Origin of the sequence: Brevibacillus sp. HB1.4B (assembly GCF_013284285.1) — a bacterium.
GTDB lineage: Bacteria > Bacillota > Bacilli > Brevibacillales > Brevibacillaceae > Brevibacillus > Brevibacillus porteri.
Genome location: NZ_JABSUT010000006.1, coordinates 174112 through 192663, shown reverse-complemented (window position 1 = coordinate 192663; position 18552 = coordinate 174112). Strand labels below are relative to the sequence as shown.

Here is an 18552-nt window from a genome sequence, read left to right as displayed (position 1 = left end):
GGGAGAATGGAGGATTTTCTATGTTCAAGAAGCAATATCTGGCGATTGCCTCAGCGTTGATTCTGACTACCACGCTTATTCCGACGAGCTCTCAAGCAGCGACTGGAACGAAGAATCTGCAAGCTAAGTACAACAATATTAAAGTTATTTATAACGGCGCAGCTGTTCCAACTACAATCGAACCATTCATCGTAAACGGAACCACGTACATTCCACTTCGCATGATGGCTGGCGTATTCAACAAGGATGTAGCATGGGATGGCACGAAGTACACCGTTACGGTAAAAGACATGCCTAACTCCCAACAAGCAAACGAGTTGGCTGCACGTGATGCTCAAATCAGAAGCCTGCAAGGCACAATTGACAGCCTGAACAAACAGATTACTGATTTGAAAAACAGCAAGAGCAACAGAGATGATGACGATGATGTCCAAGATGACCTGGACGACCTGGAAGATCAACTCGACAAGGACTACGATGACTTCAAAGATATCGAGTGGAAGTTCACGCTGAAGGGCGATGAAGATGATATCGATGTAGAAATTGAGGTTGACCTGGATGAGTTCCAAGACGAGTACGATGATCTGGATGATTCCGATTTCGAAGACCTCGTTGAAAGTGTAGTAAAAGACATTTGGGATGAGTTCGAAGATGCTGACATTGATGGCGAAATCGTTGACGAGGATGGCGACAACCTGCACGATTTCTCCGCTGATGCCAGCGATGAAGAAATCTTTTTCGAAGATGACGAAATCTAATTAATTTCTTCATTATGGGGACGTTTCTCACAAAAAAAGCCTTGCTCCTTTACATGGGATGCAAGGCTTTTTTCCTATTTTCCAAAAACATCAAAGGCAAATTTTAATACAAGGTTGTAAACTGATAGAATAGAAGTACGTAGAGTATAGAGGACCATGCGAGAATTCGCGAATAGGAATGATTATATGTCTGTAAATCAGGTAGGGAAGATATGAAAAGTATTTTATTGGTAGAAGATGAACTAGTGATATCGCGCGTGCTGAAGGCTTACTTGCAAAAGGCAGGGCATGAGGTCTGGCAAGCGAATGACGGGATCGAGGCCGTGCAGCTTTTTGATGAAAAAAAGCCGGATTTGGTTCTATTGGATGTCATGCTCCCTGAACGCAATGGTTGGGAAATCCTCCAGTATATTCGTGAAAAGAGCTCCTGTCCGGTCATTATCATGACAGCGCTCGGCCAGACAGACCAAAAGCTCAAGGGCCTGAATCAAGGAGCAGATGACTACATAACGAAGCCTTTTGTCGCGGACGAAGTAGTGGCGCGAGTAAATGCGGTGCTGCGGCGCTCTGTTATTTTGGTGAAAGATCAAGAGACCCGACTATTTGGAAGCTTGAAAATAAACTTTCAGTCCCATCACGTGACGTTGCATGGTCTCGAACTGACGTTTCACCCGCGAGATCTGTCCTTGCTGCTTTTTCTGGCACAAAATCCGAATCAGACCTTTACCCGTGAGCAATTGATTGAACAAGTATGGGGAATAGACTACGGGGGAAGTGACCGTGCCGTAGACCTGGCGATCAAGCGAGTCAGAAAGACTCTGGAGAATTGGCCGGTTCATGAGGGCGAGATCAAGACGCAAAGAGGGGTTGGGTATCAATTCTGTGTTTATAAAAAATAATGAGCCTGTATCGCTGCTGCGTTATTGGACCACACGCTATCTGCTCACCCTCGTGATCGGATTGCTCATCATTGGGGCTGTCTCTGCTTATTGGATCAAGTACGCTGCGATTGAAAAGCAGATCGAGGTCACGCGATTGTTTGCAGAGGAAGTAGCTGATCGAGTCGTCGATGATGTTGGAAATATTCTGGTGGGGGAAAAACTTCATCAGGTATTAGATAATCGGCGTAAGTTTATGGGTGTTGATCGCAACCTGATTTTGTTCATTGAAGATGTAAAAGGAGAGGTCGTTTACAGTCGACCAACCAAGCTTCCCCCTCCCTTGCAGCAGGCAGCACCTGAGTTGTTGGAGCAGGCAGATAGGTGGGATAAAGTGAGGCATCCGTCAGGTGAGACACTGTATGTAGTGAGGAAAAATTTGGAATACAATGATCGAGTCATTGGCAAGGTGATCTTGCTTTTCCCAGAAACAGATATCAAAGTAGGTAAAGAAGAAATCCAATATTTGGTTATCATGCTGGGCAGTTTGGGTGTGCTTGGTTGGGCGGTTATTTATTTTCATGCGCGGAAGCTGTCTGAGCCGATTCAAAATGTGGTGATGTCCGCTCGCCAGATCGTAGAAGGAAACTACGACGTCTTGATCAATAAAACGATCAAGGAAAAGGAAATTCACGAGCTGGTGCATACGTTTGCGGAAATGGCCGACCGTCTTCGGCAGCTGGAAAGTATGCGAACAGAGCTTTTGGCTGGAGTAACACACGAGCTGAAAACCCCCGTTACGTCGATTAGTGGATTAATCCAGGCAATTAACGACGAGGTGGTTTCCGGTGAGGAGCAGAAGGAGTTTTTGGAAATCTGCTTGAAGGAAACGAAGCGCCTGCAAAAAATGGTAGAGGATTTGCTAGACTTCAATTCATTTGCCGTAGGAGCGATCACCGTTTGTCAGGAAGAGCAAAACGTGAACAAGCTGATCCGCGAGATCGCCTCACAATGGCGGATTGTCCACGACCTCGGTCACGTCACGTTTACCGTTGAGGTTCTGGAAAAGCAGACGATGATCTATGTCGATCCGGGCCGTGTACAGCAAATCTTGATTAACCTTTTGAACAACGCAAAACAGGCTGTTGGTGAGAATGGGAGCATAGCGCTCACTCTCTACGAGACGGACACGGATTTACGAATCGACGTCAAAGACGATGGGCCGGGAATACCCGCAAAGGAACAGCCACTTGTGTTCGAGCGTTTCTTTCGGGGAAGCAATAAAAAAGACAAAGTACGTGGGCTCGGTTTGGGGCTATCCTATTCTCGCATGATGGCGAAGGCTCTTGGCGGAGATCTCCTCCTCGCAAAAAGCACGTCAGAGGGATCAGTTTTTACGCTGATTGTGCCCATGCGCAAGGAGCAGAGCGAGGAGATTGATTGAGAGCTTCACCGACGTTGGTGGAGCTCTCTGATTTTCTGCATCAATGGTTCTCCGATACTCGGAGCGAACTGGTCGTAGACTGGCTGCAACGCTGTGATCCAGGCCGCACGTTCTTTTGCTGTCTGTAAGTGGATGTGCATTCCCCCATTTTCTTGGAGCAAGCGCAGCTGTTTGTCATTCATCGAAACAGTCAATTGATTATTGTAAGCTGTCGCTTCTTGCATCGCTTCCGATATAGCCTGCTGAATATCGGCGGGGAGATTGTTCCAAAACGTTTTATTAATCACGACGGCGTAGCCCAGATAGCTGTGATTGCTGATGGTCATGTGCTTTTGTACTTGGTAAAGCCGCTTGGTGTACACATTGGAGATCGTATTTTCTTCGCCGTCTACTTTTCCGGCAGCTAGCATGCTGTATAATTCATTGAAGGAAGAGCCTACAGGGATTGCCTGAAGCGTGCGAAACTGAGCTTCGATCACGTTGCCTGGAATGATACGCAAACGTTGGCCGACAAAATCGGAAGGCATGATCAACGGGCGATTGGCTGTCACTTGCTTAAAGCCGCTTCCCCAGAAGGCTAGTCCTTTCATATCAGAATCTTCAAGCTTGTCGAATAGTATTTGGCCGATTTCCCCATTGAATACCGTTTCGACATCCTCTTGCGATCGAAACAGATAAGGCAGATCAAGGACAGCCCACTCGGGAATCGTGTTTGACAGATAGGAGAATGCAGGGGCGATCATCTGGATTTCGCCGTTTTGCAGGGCAGCCATCTCAGTTTTCTCCGTGTGGAGGATACTGTTGGGAAAGACCTGTACCTCAACACGTCCGTTTGTCTTTTCCTTCACTAGCTGGGAAAAGCGTTCGATAGTCAGACCCTTTGGCGTGTTTTCCGCAATCACATGGCTAAACTTGATGATAATTTGATTGGACAGCCCCACCTGTTCTTCGTCGTATCCTCTGTTTTCCATCAGGAAATCTGATCTGAAGCCTATAATGACAGCGCTCACAAGTCCGAGCAGGACAATGAATGTACTGGTTACCAACGATTTCATTTTCATACACCTGCTTACGTTTAATGAATTTGAGTATAAACCCAATGGAAAGGAAAGAACGAACCTGTTTGAACGATTAACAATCAAATGGAAGATAATGCTACTCTCCGTCGGAATCGTTCTTTTTTCCTTGATCATCGGAAACTTGATCATGGCCGGAGGGATTATTCGGATTACGGAAACCCAACTGGGACAACGGCTGATGACCACAGCGCGCACGGTTGCGACGATTCCCAATGTACAAAAAAGCATTCAGGAACCAGACGGGTGGAAGGTCATCCAACCGACAGCAAACAGCCTGCGCGTCGTCAATGATGTGACGTATATCGTCGTACTGAATAGGGAGCGTGTCCGTTACTCAGACCCAATAGATGAGCGGATTGGTACCGTGTTTATGGACCCTGCGGTTGATGAGGCCTATGCCGAGCACTCCTATTTTCAAAAAGTCAAAGGAGAGATGGGAACGGCTCTGCGGGCCTACGTGCCGATCATGGATGACCAGCATCAGCAGGTGGGTGTTGTCTTGGTCGGACGTGTGATGCCGGATGTTTGGGGGATCTTGTACAGTGAGCGAAACAATATCGCGCTGACCTTTTTCTTCTCCTTATTGTTCGGGGTGTGGGGCTCTTATCAGTTGGCCCGTCACATGAAAAAGCAGATGCTCGACCTAGAGCCGGACGAAATCGCACGAATCCTGGTAGAGCGAACCGCGACCTTCCATGCCATGCATGAGGGAGTTATCGCCATCGACAATCGGGAGCGAATCACGATCTTTAACGACAGAGCGAAGCAAATTTTTGGCATAGAAGGAGAGGTGCTCGGCAAGCACATACGGTCTGTCCTGCACGACACCAGATTACCAGAAGTGCTGGAGCTACGCCAGAATTTTACCAACACAGAAATTCACGTTGGCAATACACTGCTCTGGTCTAACCGTTTTCTGATCAAGGTCGATGAAAAGATCGTCGGCGCGATTGCGATTTTTCAGGACAGAACAGAGGTGGCGAGAATGGCGGAGGAGCTGACAGGCGTAAAAGAATTCGTAGGTGCACTGCGGGTACAAAATCACGAGCACATGAACCATTTGCATACCATCGCAGGCTTGCTCCAGCTCCATCAGCATGAAAAGGCACTCGCGTATTTGTTCGAGGTCAACGAGCAGCAGGAGGAACTCACCTCCTTTTTAACGACGCGGATCATGGATGAGAATTTATCTGGGCTCTTGATTGGCAAAGTAAGTCGCGGAAGAGAGCTGGGCATCCGTGTCGTCATTGATCGCAGGAGTCATCTGGAATGCTTTCCACCGTACATGGATCATCATAATTTCGTGCTCATTTTGGGGAATCTGATTGAGAATGCTTTTGATTCACTGGAGCGAATCGAACGCGAGGATAAGGAGATCATGATCAGTATCGAGCAAGACGAAGAGATTTGCTCCATTCTGGTGGAGGACAATGGAATCGGCATGGACGAAGAGACGCGCCGACGCATGCTGGAACGGGGATTTTCTACGAAAGAACGTGCGCACCGTGGACTTGGTCTGCATCTGGTACATCAATTGGTCAATAAAGGGGGAGGAGAGCTGGTATGCCATTCAGCACGAGGAGAAGGGGCCAGCTTTCTCATTACGTTTCCGATGGGGGAGGTGGAGAGCCATGGAGAAGGATAACGACAACATTCGTGTACTGATAATGGAAGACGATCCGATGGTACAGGAAATCAACAAGCAGTTCATAGAGCGCGTTCCGGGCTTTGTCGTGGTCGGAATTGCAGCCAACGGGGCAGATGGACTCAAGCTAGTGAATGAGCTCACACCTGACTTGGTGATCATTGATATTTTCATGCCGATCCAGGACGGGGTGAAAACGCTGATGGAGTTGCGCGCCGCCAAACATGCTGTGGACGTCATCGTTGTGACAGCTGCAAAGGACAAGACCACGATTCAGTCCATGCTGCGCAATGGGGCGATGGACTATATTATCAAGCCGTTTCAGTTTGAACGGATCAAGCAGTCGCTGGAAAACTATCGAGAGTTTCGCCGACGGATTGATTGGGAGGGAACCGCATCCCAGGATGAGGTCGACCAGCTGTTATTCCGCAAAAGTCCAGAAAAAGAACAAGCCGATGCCACTACAGGCAGGGCAGTGCTACCGAAGGGACTGCACGCTGTCACCATGGAGCAAATCATGCGCCAGATCGAGAAAGAGAGTCAGCCGCTCTCGGCAGATGACGTGGCCGAACGCGTAGGGATCGCGAGAGTGACGGCCAGACGGTATTTGGACTATCTGGAGAAGAGCGGGAGTGTCAGAATGGATGTCAGCTATGGTGGGGTAGGCAGACCGACGAATCGCTATGTACGTGTCACTCCACAAGATGCGGGGGGCACGGGAGGTAGAGAGCGCCATGGTCGATTATGAAGCCCTGATAGGTTCGCTGTTTGATATCGTGCACGTAACAGACGCAGAAGGCAGGACTTTGTATGGCTCGGAACGATATGAAGAATTTTTCGGAATCGATCCCAGGGAGATGATGGGCAAGCGTATCGAGGAGTTTCATCACCTCGGCTATTTTGCTCCAACGATTACGATGCGGGTCATTCGCGACAAGAAAAAGGTACACACGATTCAAACCACCCGTAAAAATCGCAAGCTTTTTGTGGAAGGCACACCGATTTGGGATCAGGACGGGAATTTTAGCGGAGTGATCCATACGTTCATTGATATCACGAGCCAGGAGCAACTCCAGCAGGAATTACATGAAGTCAAGTACGTCAGCACGGTCTTGCAGAGTGAAATGACGAAGGAGAACAACAGACAAAAAGGAGAGACGAGCTTGATCTACCGCAGTCAGTCCATGGAGCAGGTCGCGATGATGGCCAAAAAACTGTCGCAGGTAGAATCATCCATGATCCTTCTGGGAGAATCAGGTGTCGGAAAAGGCGTGCTGGCAAAATACATCCACGAGTGCAGTCCGCGGGTGGACAAGCCATTCGTGCATATCAACTGCGGAGCCATTCCTGAGACATTGCTGGAGTCAGAGCTGTTTGGCTATGAAAAGGGTGCTTTTACAGGAGCGTTCAAAGATGGTAAGGCAGGTTTAATTGAGAAGGCAAACGGAGGCACGCTGTTTTTGGACGAGATCGGGGAAATGTCACTCTCCTTGCAAGTGAAGCTGTTGAATGTGTTGCAAGAAAAAACCATTACGCCCGTAGGCAGCTCTGTTTCGCGAAAAGTAGATGTAAAGCTGATCACAGCCACGAATAAAAACCTGCGGCAAATGGTCAAGGAAGGCAAGTTTCGCGAGGATTTGTACTATCGTATTCACGTGGTACCATTGGAAATTCCGCCGCTGCGCGAACGGCAGGAAGAGATACCCGTGCTTGTTCATTACTTTCTCAATGTTTTTTCGCAAAAGTACTGTTTGGAAAGACAGCTCGCAGATACCTGCTATCGCATCCTCAGTGAATACGATTGGCCTGGCAATGTGAGGGAGTTGGAAAATGTGGTGGAACGGCTCGTCGTCACGTCTCACGATGTCCTCATTACGCCCGCGCAAATTCCGCGTTATATTCATAACCAAGAGACTAGTGTGAACAAAGGGATCAAGGTCGATCGTGTAATGCAGATGCAGGATGCCATGGATGAGGTGGAACGCCAGCTCGTGCACCGGGCGTATGAGCAGCATAAGACGACGACAAAGGTAGCGGAAGCGCTCGGAATCAGTCAGCCGTCTGCAAGTCGCAAGCTGCGAAAATGGCTACACCATGTGACATAGATGTACGATAATGGGGAGAGAACCCGGAGGAGGAGACTGGACAGATGAACAAAGGGAAAGCATTACGAGCGGGAGATACAATCGGAGTAGTGGCAACCTCTAGTCCTGCTACAGAAGAAGTGCTGAACAAAGCAATGGCAGAGCTGCAAGGTTTGGGATACAAGGTGAAAATATCGGATACGTGCCGAGAAGCGTACGGTGGGTATTTGGCGGGAACTCCTGAGCACCGGGCGGCTGAGCTGAATGCCATGTTCGTCGACGAGGAAGTAGACGGGATCATGTGCATGCGTGGCGGTTACGGTTCCCCGCAAATACTGTCCTTGCTCGATTATGACCTCATCGCCCAAAACCCGAAGCTGTTTATCGGCTACAGCGACATTACCGCGCTGCATACCGTTTTCGGACAGCGTGCGAATCTGGCTACCCTTCACGGACCGATGGCAACCTCAGACATCGCACATGGACTGGATGACTGGTCCAAGCAATATTTGCTGCGTGCCATGACTCGCCCCGAGCCATTGGGAGCGATCATTAATCCGCCGGGGGAAGAAATCGTCTGTCTCGTCGAAGGTAAGGCAGCTGGACCCGTAGTCGGCGGGAATCTCGCCCTCGTCTCTGCTTTGATGGGGACGCCTTACCAGCTCGATACGAGAGGCAAGCTGTTGTTCCTCGAAGATATCGACGAAGAGCCGTACCGGATTGACCGCATGCTGACACAGCTTGCTCAAGGCGGCTTGTTTGATGATTGTGCGGGCGTCGTCATCGGGACATGGACCGATTGTGAGCCGAAAAAGCGCGAAGGCTTCTCTGTCTGGGATGTGTTTCAAAATATCGTCGTGCCGTACGGAAAACCGACCATCTGGAACATTCAGATCGGGCATGGTGCATGCAACATTGCTCTCCCTCTGGGCGTAGAGGCTAGTCTCGATGCGACAAACGGTGAACTGGTGATTGAAGAGAGTGTAACGATATAGTGAGAATGAGAGTGTGTTCTAAATACCTGTTCGTTGGGAAGCGCAGCAATTACTAGAAAATGATAGGTACTGGCGAGAATCCGTCTTCTATAAGCGGATTCTTTTTTCTGGACGAAGAAAGGCTGCCGAGTTTCTCGACAGCCTTAAAATAGGGGAGAGTAGTTATTAATCTTTCAACTCAGTCATCACTTTTGAAGCGCGTTTGCCATAGATGCTTACCGCTTAATCGGCAAAGAATGGTAGCCAAACGCTAAATCAATCAAGGCACTTGCTTCTTGACGCTTCAGCAAATCTTTTGCGCGGAATGTGAAAGAGCCATCTGCGCTTATCTTCGTATCAGGATCGACGATGCCTTGTGAAGCAAGCGTAGTGATCGCATCTTTTGCCCATGTATCGGCTGTGTCTTGTAGCTTCACATTGCTGGTTGCCACAGGTTCAAGCTGCTTCAAAGTTTGGATCATGACAGCAGCGGTTTGTCTTGAGATAGGTGCCGAAAGGTTCAAATCAGGGATGCTTGCGGCCAATTGCTTTCTATTGATGGCTTCATCCCCGGGAAATCCGTACCAGCCATGTGCTTTGATCAGAGCGTCAATAAATTCGCCTTGTGTCATGGTCCCTGTAGGATCAAATTGACTTCCTGTTTTTGCTCCCATAATGGAAAGCGCGCTGAGATTGTTGATATAGGTCTTATAGCTACTGGTGTTAGAAACGTCTGAGTAAGTCTCTTTCCTATCCATTTTTTGTGAATGGGCAACGGCATGTGTGACGTTATTTGGCGTGGAATAATAGAAGTATGTAATGTTACCGTTTTTCTCTTCCTTGAACGCGATTTTATTGCCTTCCTCATCTACAAACAGCAGTGGATGAATCATGCGTAGCTTTTGTTTTCCACTTGTAGCATCTTCCAGCATGAGTGAGCCATTCTCGTAGGCAATAGAAGTGCGGGTCCAAAAGCCACGCGTATTTTCGTACAGTCCGATATATTTTTGGGCATCCTTTTCACTCAAGGGCAAATACACAGGCTCTGCTTTTTCTTTTTCCGGGAAATAATGATCCATGAATTCTTTGAAAATATCGGCTCTCATGTCCGAATCATTGTTGTAGGACATATAAAAGGCGGTTTTTTGTTCAGGGATCAATACGATCAGGGAAGCATGTCCAGGAATGTTTCCACCCTTGAAAAAAACGTGCTGACCATTTGCCAGCTCTCTATAAAGGTTTTCAAAGCCTACTGTCGTGACCGGCATGTCCTTTTCCGCGAAAATCTGGTAAGAATGCATCAAGTTGATGCTTTTCTTGCTGACGATTTCCTTGCCATCAAATTTTCCGTTTTGCAACTGCATGATCAAGTAATTGGCCATGTCTTCTCCCGTTGATAGAATGCTTCCCTGCGGAGCACTACTTGGAATGAATCCTTCTGCCGGATGTGGCTCGCCATTAGGTCGGTAATGAGCAGCCATTCTCTTCAAGAGCTCAGGCTTCAAGCGTACGCTACTCGAGGACATTCCGAGAGGCTTGAACACTTTTTCATCCATATATTCGTCAAAGGGGATTCCACTTGCTTTTTCCACGGCGTAGCCAGCGAGTAAGAATCCTGTATTATCATACGAATAGACCTCGCCAGGTGGTCGGATGACGGACGGCATATTATTCTTTGAAACGAATTCAGCCAGCGAGATGTCCTGCTCGATGTATTGTGGACCGAGAAAGGTAGTGATGTCAGGAGAATCGAAGCCGCTTGAGTAAGTAAGCATGTCGTACAGAGTGAGCGGTTTTCCCGTCTTATTGGGAATCTTTAGCCCGCCGAGATATGCCTCTACATTATGATGCAGGTCTATTTTGCCCGCATCGACTTGCTGCAAGACGGCCATGGCGGTAAAGGTTTTCGTTACAGAGCCAATTTGGAACACCGTGTCTTTATCAACAGGGATATTCTTTTCCTTGTCAGCGAAGCCGTATCCTTTGTTCACGAGGACCTTGCCATCACGGACGACAACAAAGTTGGAACCATTCACATTAAATTTTTTCATTTTCTCTGCAAACAGTTGATCGGTAAACGCTTCTACTTCTTTGGCATCCAGAGGTCCTTTTATGTTGTTGGCAGCAATGGAAGCAGTCTGATTTATTTCCATTGCACCGAGCGGCTGCGTGCATGCGGCAATCAAGGTCGTGGAGAGAAGAAAAATCGTGAGACTCATTTTTTGAAAAACCTTTTTCATGTGGGATTCTCCTTTGGGTTTTGCTAATACGTTTTGGCGCACCGACTCCGAGAGTGAGCGCTTAAGTACAGTATGGCAAAGCTCGCGTCATATTCGGTAGTTACTTTGTGTCATATGACATTTTGGCACTCGCTCATGTCATGCTCAGCGGATTACGGAGCAAATGAAAAAAGCTGCCGAGTTGCTCGACAGCCTTAAAGTGGGGGAGAGTAGCTATTAATCTTTCAACTCGGTAATTACTTTTGAAGCACGTTTTTCATCTGGGGTAGGGAACATTTGATATTGATGCTGAAGCTCGATTTCCTTCTCATTCAAGTCACTCGAAACTCTTTGCTCAGCTTGTCCCCTGTGTTTATCGCTATTTTCCACGACCAGTCACCTCCCTCAAAGGAGTAGGGTATACAACAAATCCCTACTTTATCCCAAAAAGAGGAAAAGGATGCTTATCGTTTAATCGGCAATGAATAGTAACCAAATGCTAAGTCAAGCAAGGCACTGGCTTCTTGACGCTTCAGTAAATCTTTTCCGCGGAATGTGAAAGAGCCATCTGCGTTTACCTTCGTGTCAGGATCGACGATGCCTTGTGAAACAAGAGCAGTAATCGCATCTTTTGCCCATGCGTCGGCCGTGTCTTGCAGCGTCACTTTGCTGGTTGCCACTGGTTCAAGCTGCTTTAAATTTTGGATCATGGCAGCAGCGACTTGTCTTGTGATTGGTGCCGATGGGTTCAAATTAGGGATGCCTGCGGCCAATTGCTGTCTAAGCACGTCTTCACTCCCGGCCAAGACGTAATGGCCCTCTGCTTTGATCAGGGCGTCAGCAAATTCGCCTTGTGTCATGGTCCCTGTGGGATCAAATTTACTTCCTGATTTCGCTCCCATAATGGAAAGGGCGCTGAGGTTGTTGATATGGGTCTTATAGCTGCTAGTGTTAGGGACGTCTGAGTAGGTCTTTTTCATTTCCATTTTTTGTGAATGGGCAACAAGGCTCATGCCGTTCATCGCTGTATAATAGAAGTATTTGATGTTACCGTTTTTGTCTTCCTTGAACGCGACTTTTTCTCCTGCCTCATCTACAAATAGCAATGGGCGAATCATTCGCAGCTTTTGTTTTCCGATTGCCTCACCCTCAAGCACGAGTGATCCATTCTCATAGGTAATAGAAGTGCGTGTCCAATAGGCACGCGTATTTCGATACAGCCCGAAATATTTTTGCGCATCCGCTTCACTCAAGGTCATGTAAACAGGCTCAGCTTTTTTTTCTGTTTCTGGGAAATAATGATCCATGAATTCTTTGTAAATATCAGCGCTAACCATTGAATCATTGTTGTAGGACATGAAAAAGCCGGTTTTATGTTCCGGGATCAATACCATCAGGGAAGAATGGCCTGGCATGTTTCCGCCCTTCAAAACAACGTGCTGACCATTTGTATACTCTGGAAAATAGTTTTCAAAGCCTACGGTTGTGATCGGGATGTCATCCGCGAAAACCTGGTGCGTATGCATCAAATCCAAGCTTTTCTGGCTGACGATTTCCTTACCGTCAAATTTTCCGTTTTGCAGCTGCATGATCATGTACTTTGCCATGTCTTCTGCTGTTGATATAATGCTTCCCTGTGGACCATCAGTTGGAGCGTGTCCTTCTAGCGGACGTTGCTCGCCATTAAGATCGTAATTGGCAGCCATTCTCTTCATGAGCTCAGGCTTCAAACGTACACTGGTCGAGGCCATTCCGAGAGGCTTGAACACTTTTTCATCCATATACTGGGCAAAGGGGACTCCACTTGCTTTTTCCACGGCGTAGCCAGCGAGTAAGAATCCTGTATTATCATACGTATAGACTTCGCCAGGTGGTCGGATGATGGTCGGCATGTGCTTTGGAAGGAATTCATCCATAGAGATGTCCTGCCCGATGTATTGTGGACCGGTAAAGGTAGTTTCGTCTGGCAATTCGAAGCCGGGTGTGTAGGTGAGCAAGTCGTACATGGTGACTGGTTTTCCTGTCTGATTAGGAATTTTTAGCCCACCGAGATATTCCTCTATATTTGCATGCAGGTCAATTTTACCCGCATCGACTTGCTGCATGGCAGCCAAAGCGGTAAAGGTTTTCGTTACAGAGCCTATTTGGAACACCGTGTCTTTATCAACAGGGATTTTCTTTTCCTTGTCAGCAAAGCCGTAGCCTTTGTTCACGATGACTTTGCCATCACGGACGACAACAAAGCTGGAACCAGTCACATTATGTTCTTTCATTTTTTTTGCAAACAGTGGATCGGCAAACGCTTCTATTTCTTTGGCATCCACCGGTCCTTGGGCAGCAATGGAAGCAGCCTGAGTGGATTCCACAGCACCGAGCGACTGCGTGCATGCGGAAATTAAGGTTGTGGAGAGAAGAAAAACGACGAGACTCATTTTTTGTATCACTTTTTTCATATGCGATTCTCCTTTTTGTGTTGGCAACACGGTTTGACGCACCGACTCTAAGAGTGAGCGCTTGAGCACAGTATGGCAAAGCTCGTGTCATACTCGGTAGTTACTTCTTGTCATCATTTTTCCGATATACTAAATAGTTGTTGTCTCTGTGATGAAATGACATGACTTGACATGCCATATGACGTTTTGGCACTGGCTCAGAGAGGAGTTAGTTTCGTTTAATCGGCAGCGAATAGTAGCCAAACGCTAAATCAAGCAAGGCACTTGCTTCTTGACGCTTCAGTAAATCTTTTGCACGGAATTTGAAAGAGCCATCTGCGCCAACCTTCGTATCAGGATCAACGATGCCTTGTGAAACAAGTGCAGTGATCGCATCTTTTGCCCATGCATCGGCTGTATCTTGCAGCTTCGTTTTGGTGTTTGCCATTGGTTCAAGCTGCTTCAAATTTTGGATCATGACAGCAGCGACTTGTCTTGTGGTTGGTGCCGATGGGTTCAAATTAGGGATGCCCGTGGCTAATTGTTGTCTAATCCCGTCTTCACTTCCGGCAAATACGTACTGGCCTTGTGCTTTGATCAGGGCGTCAGTAAATTCGCCTTGTGTCATGGTCCCTGTAGGATTAAATTTGCTTCCTGTTTTTGCTCCCATAATGGAAAGAGCGTTGAGATTGTTGATATAGCTCTTATAGCGACTATTGGTAGGGACGTCTGAGTAGGTCTGTGTCACCTCCATTTTTTGTGAATCAGCAACGAGTGCAGCACCTTTTGGTGAAGCATAATAGAAGTATTTGATGTTACCGTTTTGGTCTTTCTTGAACGCGATTTTTTCGCCTTCCTCATCTACAAACAGCAATGGGTGAATCATGCGCATCTTTTGTTTTCCGTTTATCTCATCCTCAAACATGAGTGAGCCATTCTCATAGGAAATAGAAGTGCGGGACGAATAAATACGCGTATTTTGATAAATCCCGAAATATTTTTGCGCATCTTTTTCACTCAAGGGCAAGTAAACAGGCTCTACCGTTGCTTTTGTTTCTGGGAAGTAATGATCCATGAATTCTTTGTAAATATCGGAGCTTAAAAACGAATCATTGTTGTAGGACATAAAAAAGCCGGTTTTTTGTTCCGGGACCAATACCATCAAGGAAGAATGCCCAGGCATGTTTCCACCCTTCAAAACAACGTGTTGACCATTTGCCAGCTCTGGGAAATAGCCTTCAAAGCCTACGGTTGTGATCGGGATGTCCTTATCCGCGAAAACCTGGTACGTATGCATCAAGTCCATGCTTTTTTCGCTGACGATTTCCTTGCCGTCAAATTTTCCGTTTTGCAGTTGCATGATCATATACTTGGCCATGTCTTCGCCTGTTGATAGAATGCTTCCCTGTGGACCATCAGTTGGAGTGCGCCCTTCTGGAGGACGAAGCTCTCCTTTACGACCGACGTAATTGGCAGCCATTCTCTTCAAAAGCTCAGGCTTAAAGCGTACACTGGTCGAGGTCATTCCGAGAGGCTTGAACACTTTTTCATCCATATACTCGGCAAAGGGGATTCCACTTGCATTTTCCACGGCGTAACCAGCAAGTAAGAATCCAGAATTATCATACGTATAGGCCTCGCCAGGTGGTCGGATGACAGTCGGCATATGCTTTGGAAGGTATTCATCCATCGAGATGTCCTGATCAATGTACTTTGCACCGGTAATGGCAATGCCATCAGGCAAATCGATGCCACTTGTGTAGGTAAGCAAGTCGTACATGGTGACCGGTTTTCCTGTCGTATTAGGAATCTTTAGCCCACCGAGATATTCTTCTACATTGCCATGCAGGTCAATTTTGCCTGCATCTACTTGCTGCATGGCAGCCAAAGCGGTAAAGGTTTTCGATACAGAGGCAATTTGGAACACCGTATCTTTATCAACAGGGATTTTCTTTTCCTTGTTAGCGAAGCCGTAGCCTTTGTTCACGATGACCTTGCCATCACGTACGACAACAAAGCTGGAACCATTCACATTGTATTTTTTCATTTTCTCTGCAAACAGTGGATCGGCAAACGCTTCTACTTCTTTGGCATCCACCGGTCCGTTTATGCTGGAAGCAGTCTGATTTGATTCCATGGCACCGAGCGGCTGTGTGCATGCGGTAATCAAGGTGGTGGAGAGAAGAAAAACGACGAGACTCATTTTTTGTATCACTTTTTTCATGTGCGATTCTCCTTTTTGTGTTGGTAACACCGCAGCGACTCCTAGAGTGAGCGCTCGAGCACAGTATGGCAAAGCTCGTGTCATACTCGGTAGTTACTTCCTGTCATCACTTTTCCGACTTACAAAATGATTTTGATGAAATGACATGACTTAGCCTGTCATATGACATTTTGGTACTGGCTCATGTGACGCGCAGTGGATTACGGTAAGGGCAGACCGTCATCATCGTGTCGGAAAAGGTATAGATAGGAGAGAATTAGCTTAGATGAAAAGGGCGATTATGCGTAACGTTCAAAATGTTATCTTTTTGCTGTTTACATTCGTCTCGGGAGTATTTTATTTATGTTTTTACTTGGTCAGTATCATGCTTGGCTTGGCCTTGTCATTTACCGTAGTGGGAATTCCTTTGCTCACCAATGTGTTGCGTACAACTCAAACCTTTGTCCAGTATGAACGTATTCAGACGAAGATTTATACCGATATTTCCATAGAACCGTTGGCAATGAGACAAAGAGCAGCGGGAAATCAATGGAAGCAGGCAAAAGCGGAATTAACGGATGAGAGAAACTGGATATCCATTTATTGGCTGATGAAGAAATTTGTCATAGGCTGTATCTGCCTGGTGGTCGGAGTACTTATCTACATTGCACCCGTATGTTTTGCGATCGTACCGTTGCTCTATCATTTCATAGAGATAAATTTTTTAGGGAGCGTAGTGGATTCAGAGCTGAAGGCATTGCAAATCATGAGTTTAGGATTCATACTCATGATCGGGTGCTCCAAGATTGGGAACGGACTGGTAAAATTAATTGGAGGGTATACTCGCTTGATGTTCAAAGCAATTAGGAGATGATGGTTTGCTAGAGATCGTAAAACAATGGGCATGGTATGACTGGGTGATGCTTTTTTTACGTCTGCTCATTTGCTTTTCACTCACCGTTACGACAATACAATGGGGAGATTCTCTTACGCTGCCCTTATGGATTGTTATTTTGTGGCAAATAATGGTGTTTTCCGTCCCGTGGATTTGTTTAATGCTGAGCTATCGCTACTATCTGATAGCTGAAATGCTCTTGTTTGGCGGATTATCGATTTATCTCACGTCTTTGTTTCCGGAGGCGTACCTTACTTTTTTGATGCCAGCTTTTTTGATTGCCGCCAATAGTGCGGAGAAATCGTTTCGCTGGTCGGCTCCCATTACGATTGTTTTCCTTCCACTGCTGATTGTGCTTTTCTCGCGGAAAATTGATGTGTTCGAGATTTTTCCGCAAGTCGGGCTTGCTTATGTGTTGGGGTTTGCCTTTCATTTGCTCATTGTCAACCATCGGCAAAATGAAATTATTCGCAAGCAAAACAGTGTGCTGGAGCAATACCTCACCCAAATCGAGAGAGTGACTCTGCTGGAGGAGCGGGACCGACTCTCCAAGGACCTACATGATACAATGGGGCATTCCTATGTCTCGATCATCATGGGGCTGGAAACCTTGCGTCAGGATGTGGTGTCGCTGGAAGGGACGCAAAAGCTCGACTCCCTTTTGAAGCTTGCGAGAAACGGCATGAAGGAAGTGAGAGGGTACTTGCATCAGATGGGGTCACCGCAAGAAACGCTTCCCTTCGTTCATTCGCTGAAGCAGCTTGCGGAGGAGTTTCAGACACATGCAAAGGTAAATGTACGGTTTCGTGCGATCGGAGAAGAGTATCCTGTTGGTAAGCAGGTGAAAATGACTATGTTTCGCTGCTTACAGGAATCTTTGACGAATGCGGTACGCCACGGGCAGGCTACGGACATCGTCGTTTCTCTCTATTTTGAGCCGCAACAGACGAGGCTGGAAGTACAGGATAACGGTCACGGGATGGAAAATTGGAAGGATGGTTTCGGGATCACGACGATGAAAGAGAGGGCCGCTCATTTGCAAGGAAGAGTATCCGTATACTCAGAGCGGGGAGAAGGAACGATCATTACTTGTTTTGTGCCGAGGCTGGTAGAGAGCGCGGATGAAATCATTCGTTTGTTTATCGTCGATGATCACTCGTTTATTCGGGAAAGCTTGCGCACCATACTCGAGGGACAGCGAGACCTGCGGGTAGTCGGGATGGCAGAGGATGGGGCGCAGGCTATGGAGCTGTGCGAGGAGCTGGAACCAGACCTGGTGCTGATGGACTTGGAGATGCCGAATATGGACGGGATCACTGCGACAAAACGAATCAAGGAAAAATGGCCCGGTATTCGTGTTCTTGTCCTGTCTACGTTTCAAGATACGGAAAAAGCCAAGGAAATTATGCGCAGTGGTGCAGACGGCTATCTCTTGAAATCGATTGAATCACGTGAGCTTGCGGAAACGATTCGCCTCGTCCATCGCGGTGGTACGATGATTGCACAGGACCTGTTTCATAAAATGCTGGATGCACAACCAGTAAACGAACAGGAAGATTTACTCGTTGCATCGAAAATAAGCGAAAAAGACGAGAATGTTTATGGTTTAACGAAGCGGGAGCAGGAGATTTTGCAGATGCTCTCCCAAGGCATGCGCTATAAAACGATCGCTTCCAAGCTGTATTTGTCAGATGGGACAGTGCGTAACTATGCGTCTGCCTTGTATGACAAGCTCGGTGTGCGGAATCGGGATGAAGCGGTACAAAAAGGGCAAGAGGAAGGACTTCTGTAACGTATGACAGCCAGGGAGAGTAGCCCTGGCTTTTTGCTTTTCCTGATTAGGTAGTTCATTGTAAATATTTCTTGTTCTGTTAATATAAAGCGTGGTGCAAATTATGGAAATCTAAAGAGACAGAGCAAGGAGACTATCAAGGAGAGTAT

At 47.1% G+C, this 18552-nt stretch carries 14 protein-coding genes; 9 read left to right on the top strand and 5 right to left on the bottom strand.

Features of this window, described 5'->3' with window-relative positions; all coding sequences use genetic code 11:
- Nucleotides 1-20 precede the first annotated feature (20 nt).
- The 3 genes from HP398_RS16600 (at nt 21) to HP398_RS16590 (ending at nt 3080) form a co-directional block, all read left to right on the top strand.
- Nucleotides 21-758, top strand: coding sequence for a stalk domain-containing protein (locus HP398_RS16600; protein ID WP_173623162.1), 738 nt, complete (start codon nt 21-23; stop codon nt 756-758).
- 212 nt (nt 759-970) lie between these two features.
- Nucleotides 971-1657 (top strand): response regulator transcription factor, encoded by a 687-nt coding sequence (locus tag HP398_RS16595; protein ID WP_017247369.1) that lies wholly within the window; start codon nt 971-973, stop codon nt 1655-1657.
- Nucleotides 1626-3080: a HAMP domain-containing sensor histidine kinase gene (locus tag HP398_RS16590; protein ID WP_173623251.1), complete on the top strand. Its 1455-nt coding sequence runs from the start codon at nt 1626-1628 to the stop codon at nt 3078-3080. The genes HP398_RS16595 and HP398_RS16590 overlap by 32 nt, the downstream gene beginning before the upstream one ends.
- Before the next feature lie 5 nt (nt 3081-3085).
- Here HP398_RS16590 and HP398_RS16585 read toward each other — a convergent pair whose 3' ends face one another.
- Entirely contained in the window at nt 3086-4135 is a 1050-nt protein-coding gene (locus HP398_RS16585) for a DctP family TRAP transporter solute-binding subunit (protein WP_173623161.1), read from the bottom strand.
- 97 nt (nt 4136-4232) lie between these two features.
- On the opposite strand from HP398_RS16585, the gene HP398_RS16580 reads away from it, so the two are divergent.
- The 4 genes from HP398_RS16580 to HP398_RS16565 are packed head-to-tail and all read left to right on the top strand — an operon-like array spanning nt 4233 to nt 8883.
- Nucleotides 4233-5804: an ATP-binding protein gene (locus HP398_RS16580; protein WP_173623250.1), complete on the top strand. Its 1572-nt coding sequence runs from the start codon at nt 4233-4235 to the stop codon at nt 5802-5804.
- Complete coding sequence (locus tag HP398_RS16575) at nt 5791-6552, top strand: response regulator (protein ID WP_173623160.1); 762 nt, start codon at nt 5791-5793, stop codon at nt 6550-6552. The genes HP398_RS16580 and HP398_RS16575 overlap by 14 nt, the downstream gene beginning before the upstream one ends.
- On the top strand, nt 6539-7909 hold the full coding sequence (locus tag HP398_RS16570) for a sigma-54 interaction domain-containing protein (RefSeq protein ID WP_173623159.1): 1371 nt from the start codon (nt 6539-6541) through the stop codon (nt 7907-7909). Before HP398_RS16575 ends, HP398_RS16570 begins: the two co-directional genes overlap by 14 nt.
- Nucleotides 7910-7953: 44 nt before the next feature.
- Nucleotides 7954-8883 (top strand): S66 peptidase family protein, encoded by a 930-nt coding sequence (locus tag HP398_RS16565; RefSeq protein ID WP_173623158.1) that lies wholly within the window; start codon nt 7954-7956, stop codon nt 8881-8883.
- 215 nt (nt 8884-9098) lie between these two features.
- On the opposite strand, the gene HP398_RS16560 is transcribed toward HP398_RS16565, so the two are convergent.
- The 4 genes from HP398_RS16560 to HP398_RS16545 form a co-directional block, all read right to left on the bottom strand.
- Nucleotides 9099-11102, bottom strand: coding sequence for a serine hydrolase domain-containing protein (locus HP398_RS16560; RefSeq protein ID WP_173623157.1), 2004 nt, complete (start codon nt 11100-11102; stop codon nt 9099-9101).
- Between the two features lie 216 nt (nt 11103-11318).
- Nucleotides 11319-11471 (bottom strand): hypothetical protein, encoded by a 153-nt coding sequence (locus tag HP398_RS16555; protein ID WP_173623156.1) that lies wholly within the window; start codon nt 11469-11471, stop codon nt 11319-11321.
- Between the two features lie 74 nt (nt 11472-11545).
- Nucleotides 11546-13534 carry a serine hydrolase domain-containing protein gene (locus HP398_RS16550; protein ID WP_173623155.1) on the bottom strand — a complete coding sequence of 663 codons (1989 nt, stop codon included), beginning with the start codon at nt 13532-13534 and terminating at the stop codon, nt 11546-11548.
- Nucleotides 13535-13742: 208 nt separating this feature from the next.
- Nucleotides 13743-15737 (bottom strand): serine hydrolase domain-containing protein, encoded by a 1995-nt coding sequence (locus tag HP398_RS16545; protein WP_173623154.1) that lies wholly within the window; start codon nt 15735-15737, stop codon nt 13743-13745.
- A gap of 265 nt (nt 15738-16002) precedes the next feature.
- Here HP398_RS16545 and HP398_RS16540 point away from each other — a divergent pair, with 265 nt between their 5' ends.
- Together HP398_RS16540 and HP398_RS16535 are read left to right on the top strand one after the other, a co-directional pair.
- The gene (locus HP398_RS16540; protein ID WP_173623153.1) at nt 16003-16590 is read left to right on the top strand and encodes a sensor domain-containing protein; all 588 of its coding nucleotides are present in this window, start codon (nt 16003-16005) and stop codon (nt 16588-16590) included.
- A gap of 4 nt (nt 16591-16594) precedes the next feature.
- Entirely contained in the window at nt 16595-18403 is a 1809-nt protein-coding gene (locus tag HP398_RS16535; RefSeq protein WP_173623152.1) for a helix-turn-helix transcriptional regulator, read from the top strand.
- The last annotated feature ends 149 nt before the right edge of the window (nt 18404-18552 follow it).

Coding starts and splice junctions, on each gene's coding strand:
- HP398_RS16580 (WP_173623250.1), top strand. CDS start 4,233: ATGCTACTCTCCGTCGGAATCGTTCTTTTTTCCTTGATCATCGGAAAC.
- HP398_RS16550 (WP_173623155.1), bottom strand. CDS start 13,534: ATGAAAAAAGTGATACAAAAAATGAGTCTCGTCGTTTTTCTTCTCTCC.
- HP398_RS16585 (WP_173623161.1), bottom strand. CDS start 4,135: ATGAAATCGTTGGTAACCAGTACATTCATTGTCCTGCTCGGACTTGTG.
- HP398_RS16560 (WP_173623157.1), bottom strand. CDS start 11,102: ATGAAAAAGGTTTTTCAAAAAATGAGTCTCACGATTTTTCTTCTCTCC.
- HP398_RS16540 (WP_173623153.1), top strand. CDS start 16,003: ATGAAAAGGGCGATTATGCGTAACGTTCAAAATGTTATCTTTTTGCTG.
- HP398_RS16565 (WP_173623158.1), top strand. CDS start 7,954: ATGAACAAAGGGAAAGCATTACGAGCGGGAGATACAATCGGAGTAGTG.
- HP398_RS16600 (WP_173623162.1), top strand. CDS start 21: ATGTTCAAGAAGCAATATCTGGCGATTGCCTCAGCGTTGATTCTGACT.
- HP398_RS16595 (WP_017247369.1), top strand. CDS start 971: ATGAAAAGTATTTTATTGGTAGAAGATGAACTAGTGATATCGCGCGTG.
- HP398_RS16575 (WP_173623160.1), top strand. CDS start 5,791: ATGGAGAAGGATAACGACAACATTCGTGTACTGATAATGGAAGACGAT.
- HP398_RS16570 (WP_173623159.1), top strand. CDS start 6,539: ATGGTCGATTATGAAGCCCTGATAGGTTCGCTGTTTGATATCGTGCAC.
- HP398_RS16545 (WP_173623154.1), bottom strand. CDS start 15,737: ATGAAAAAAGTGATACAAAAAATGAGTCTCGTCGTTTTTCTTCTCTCC.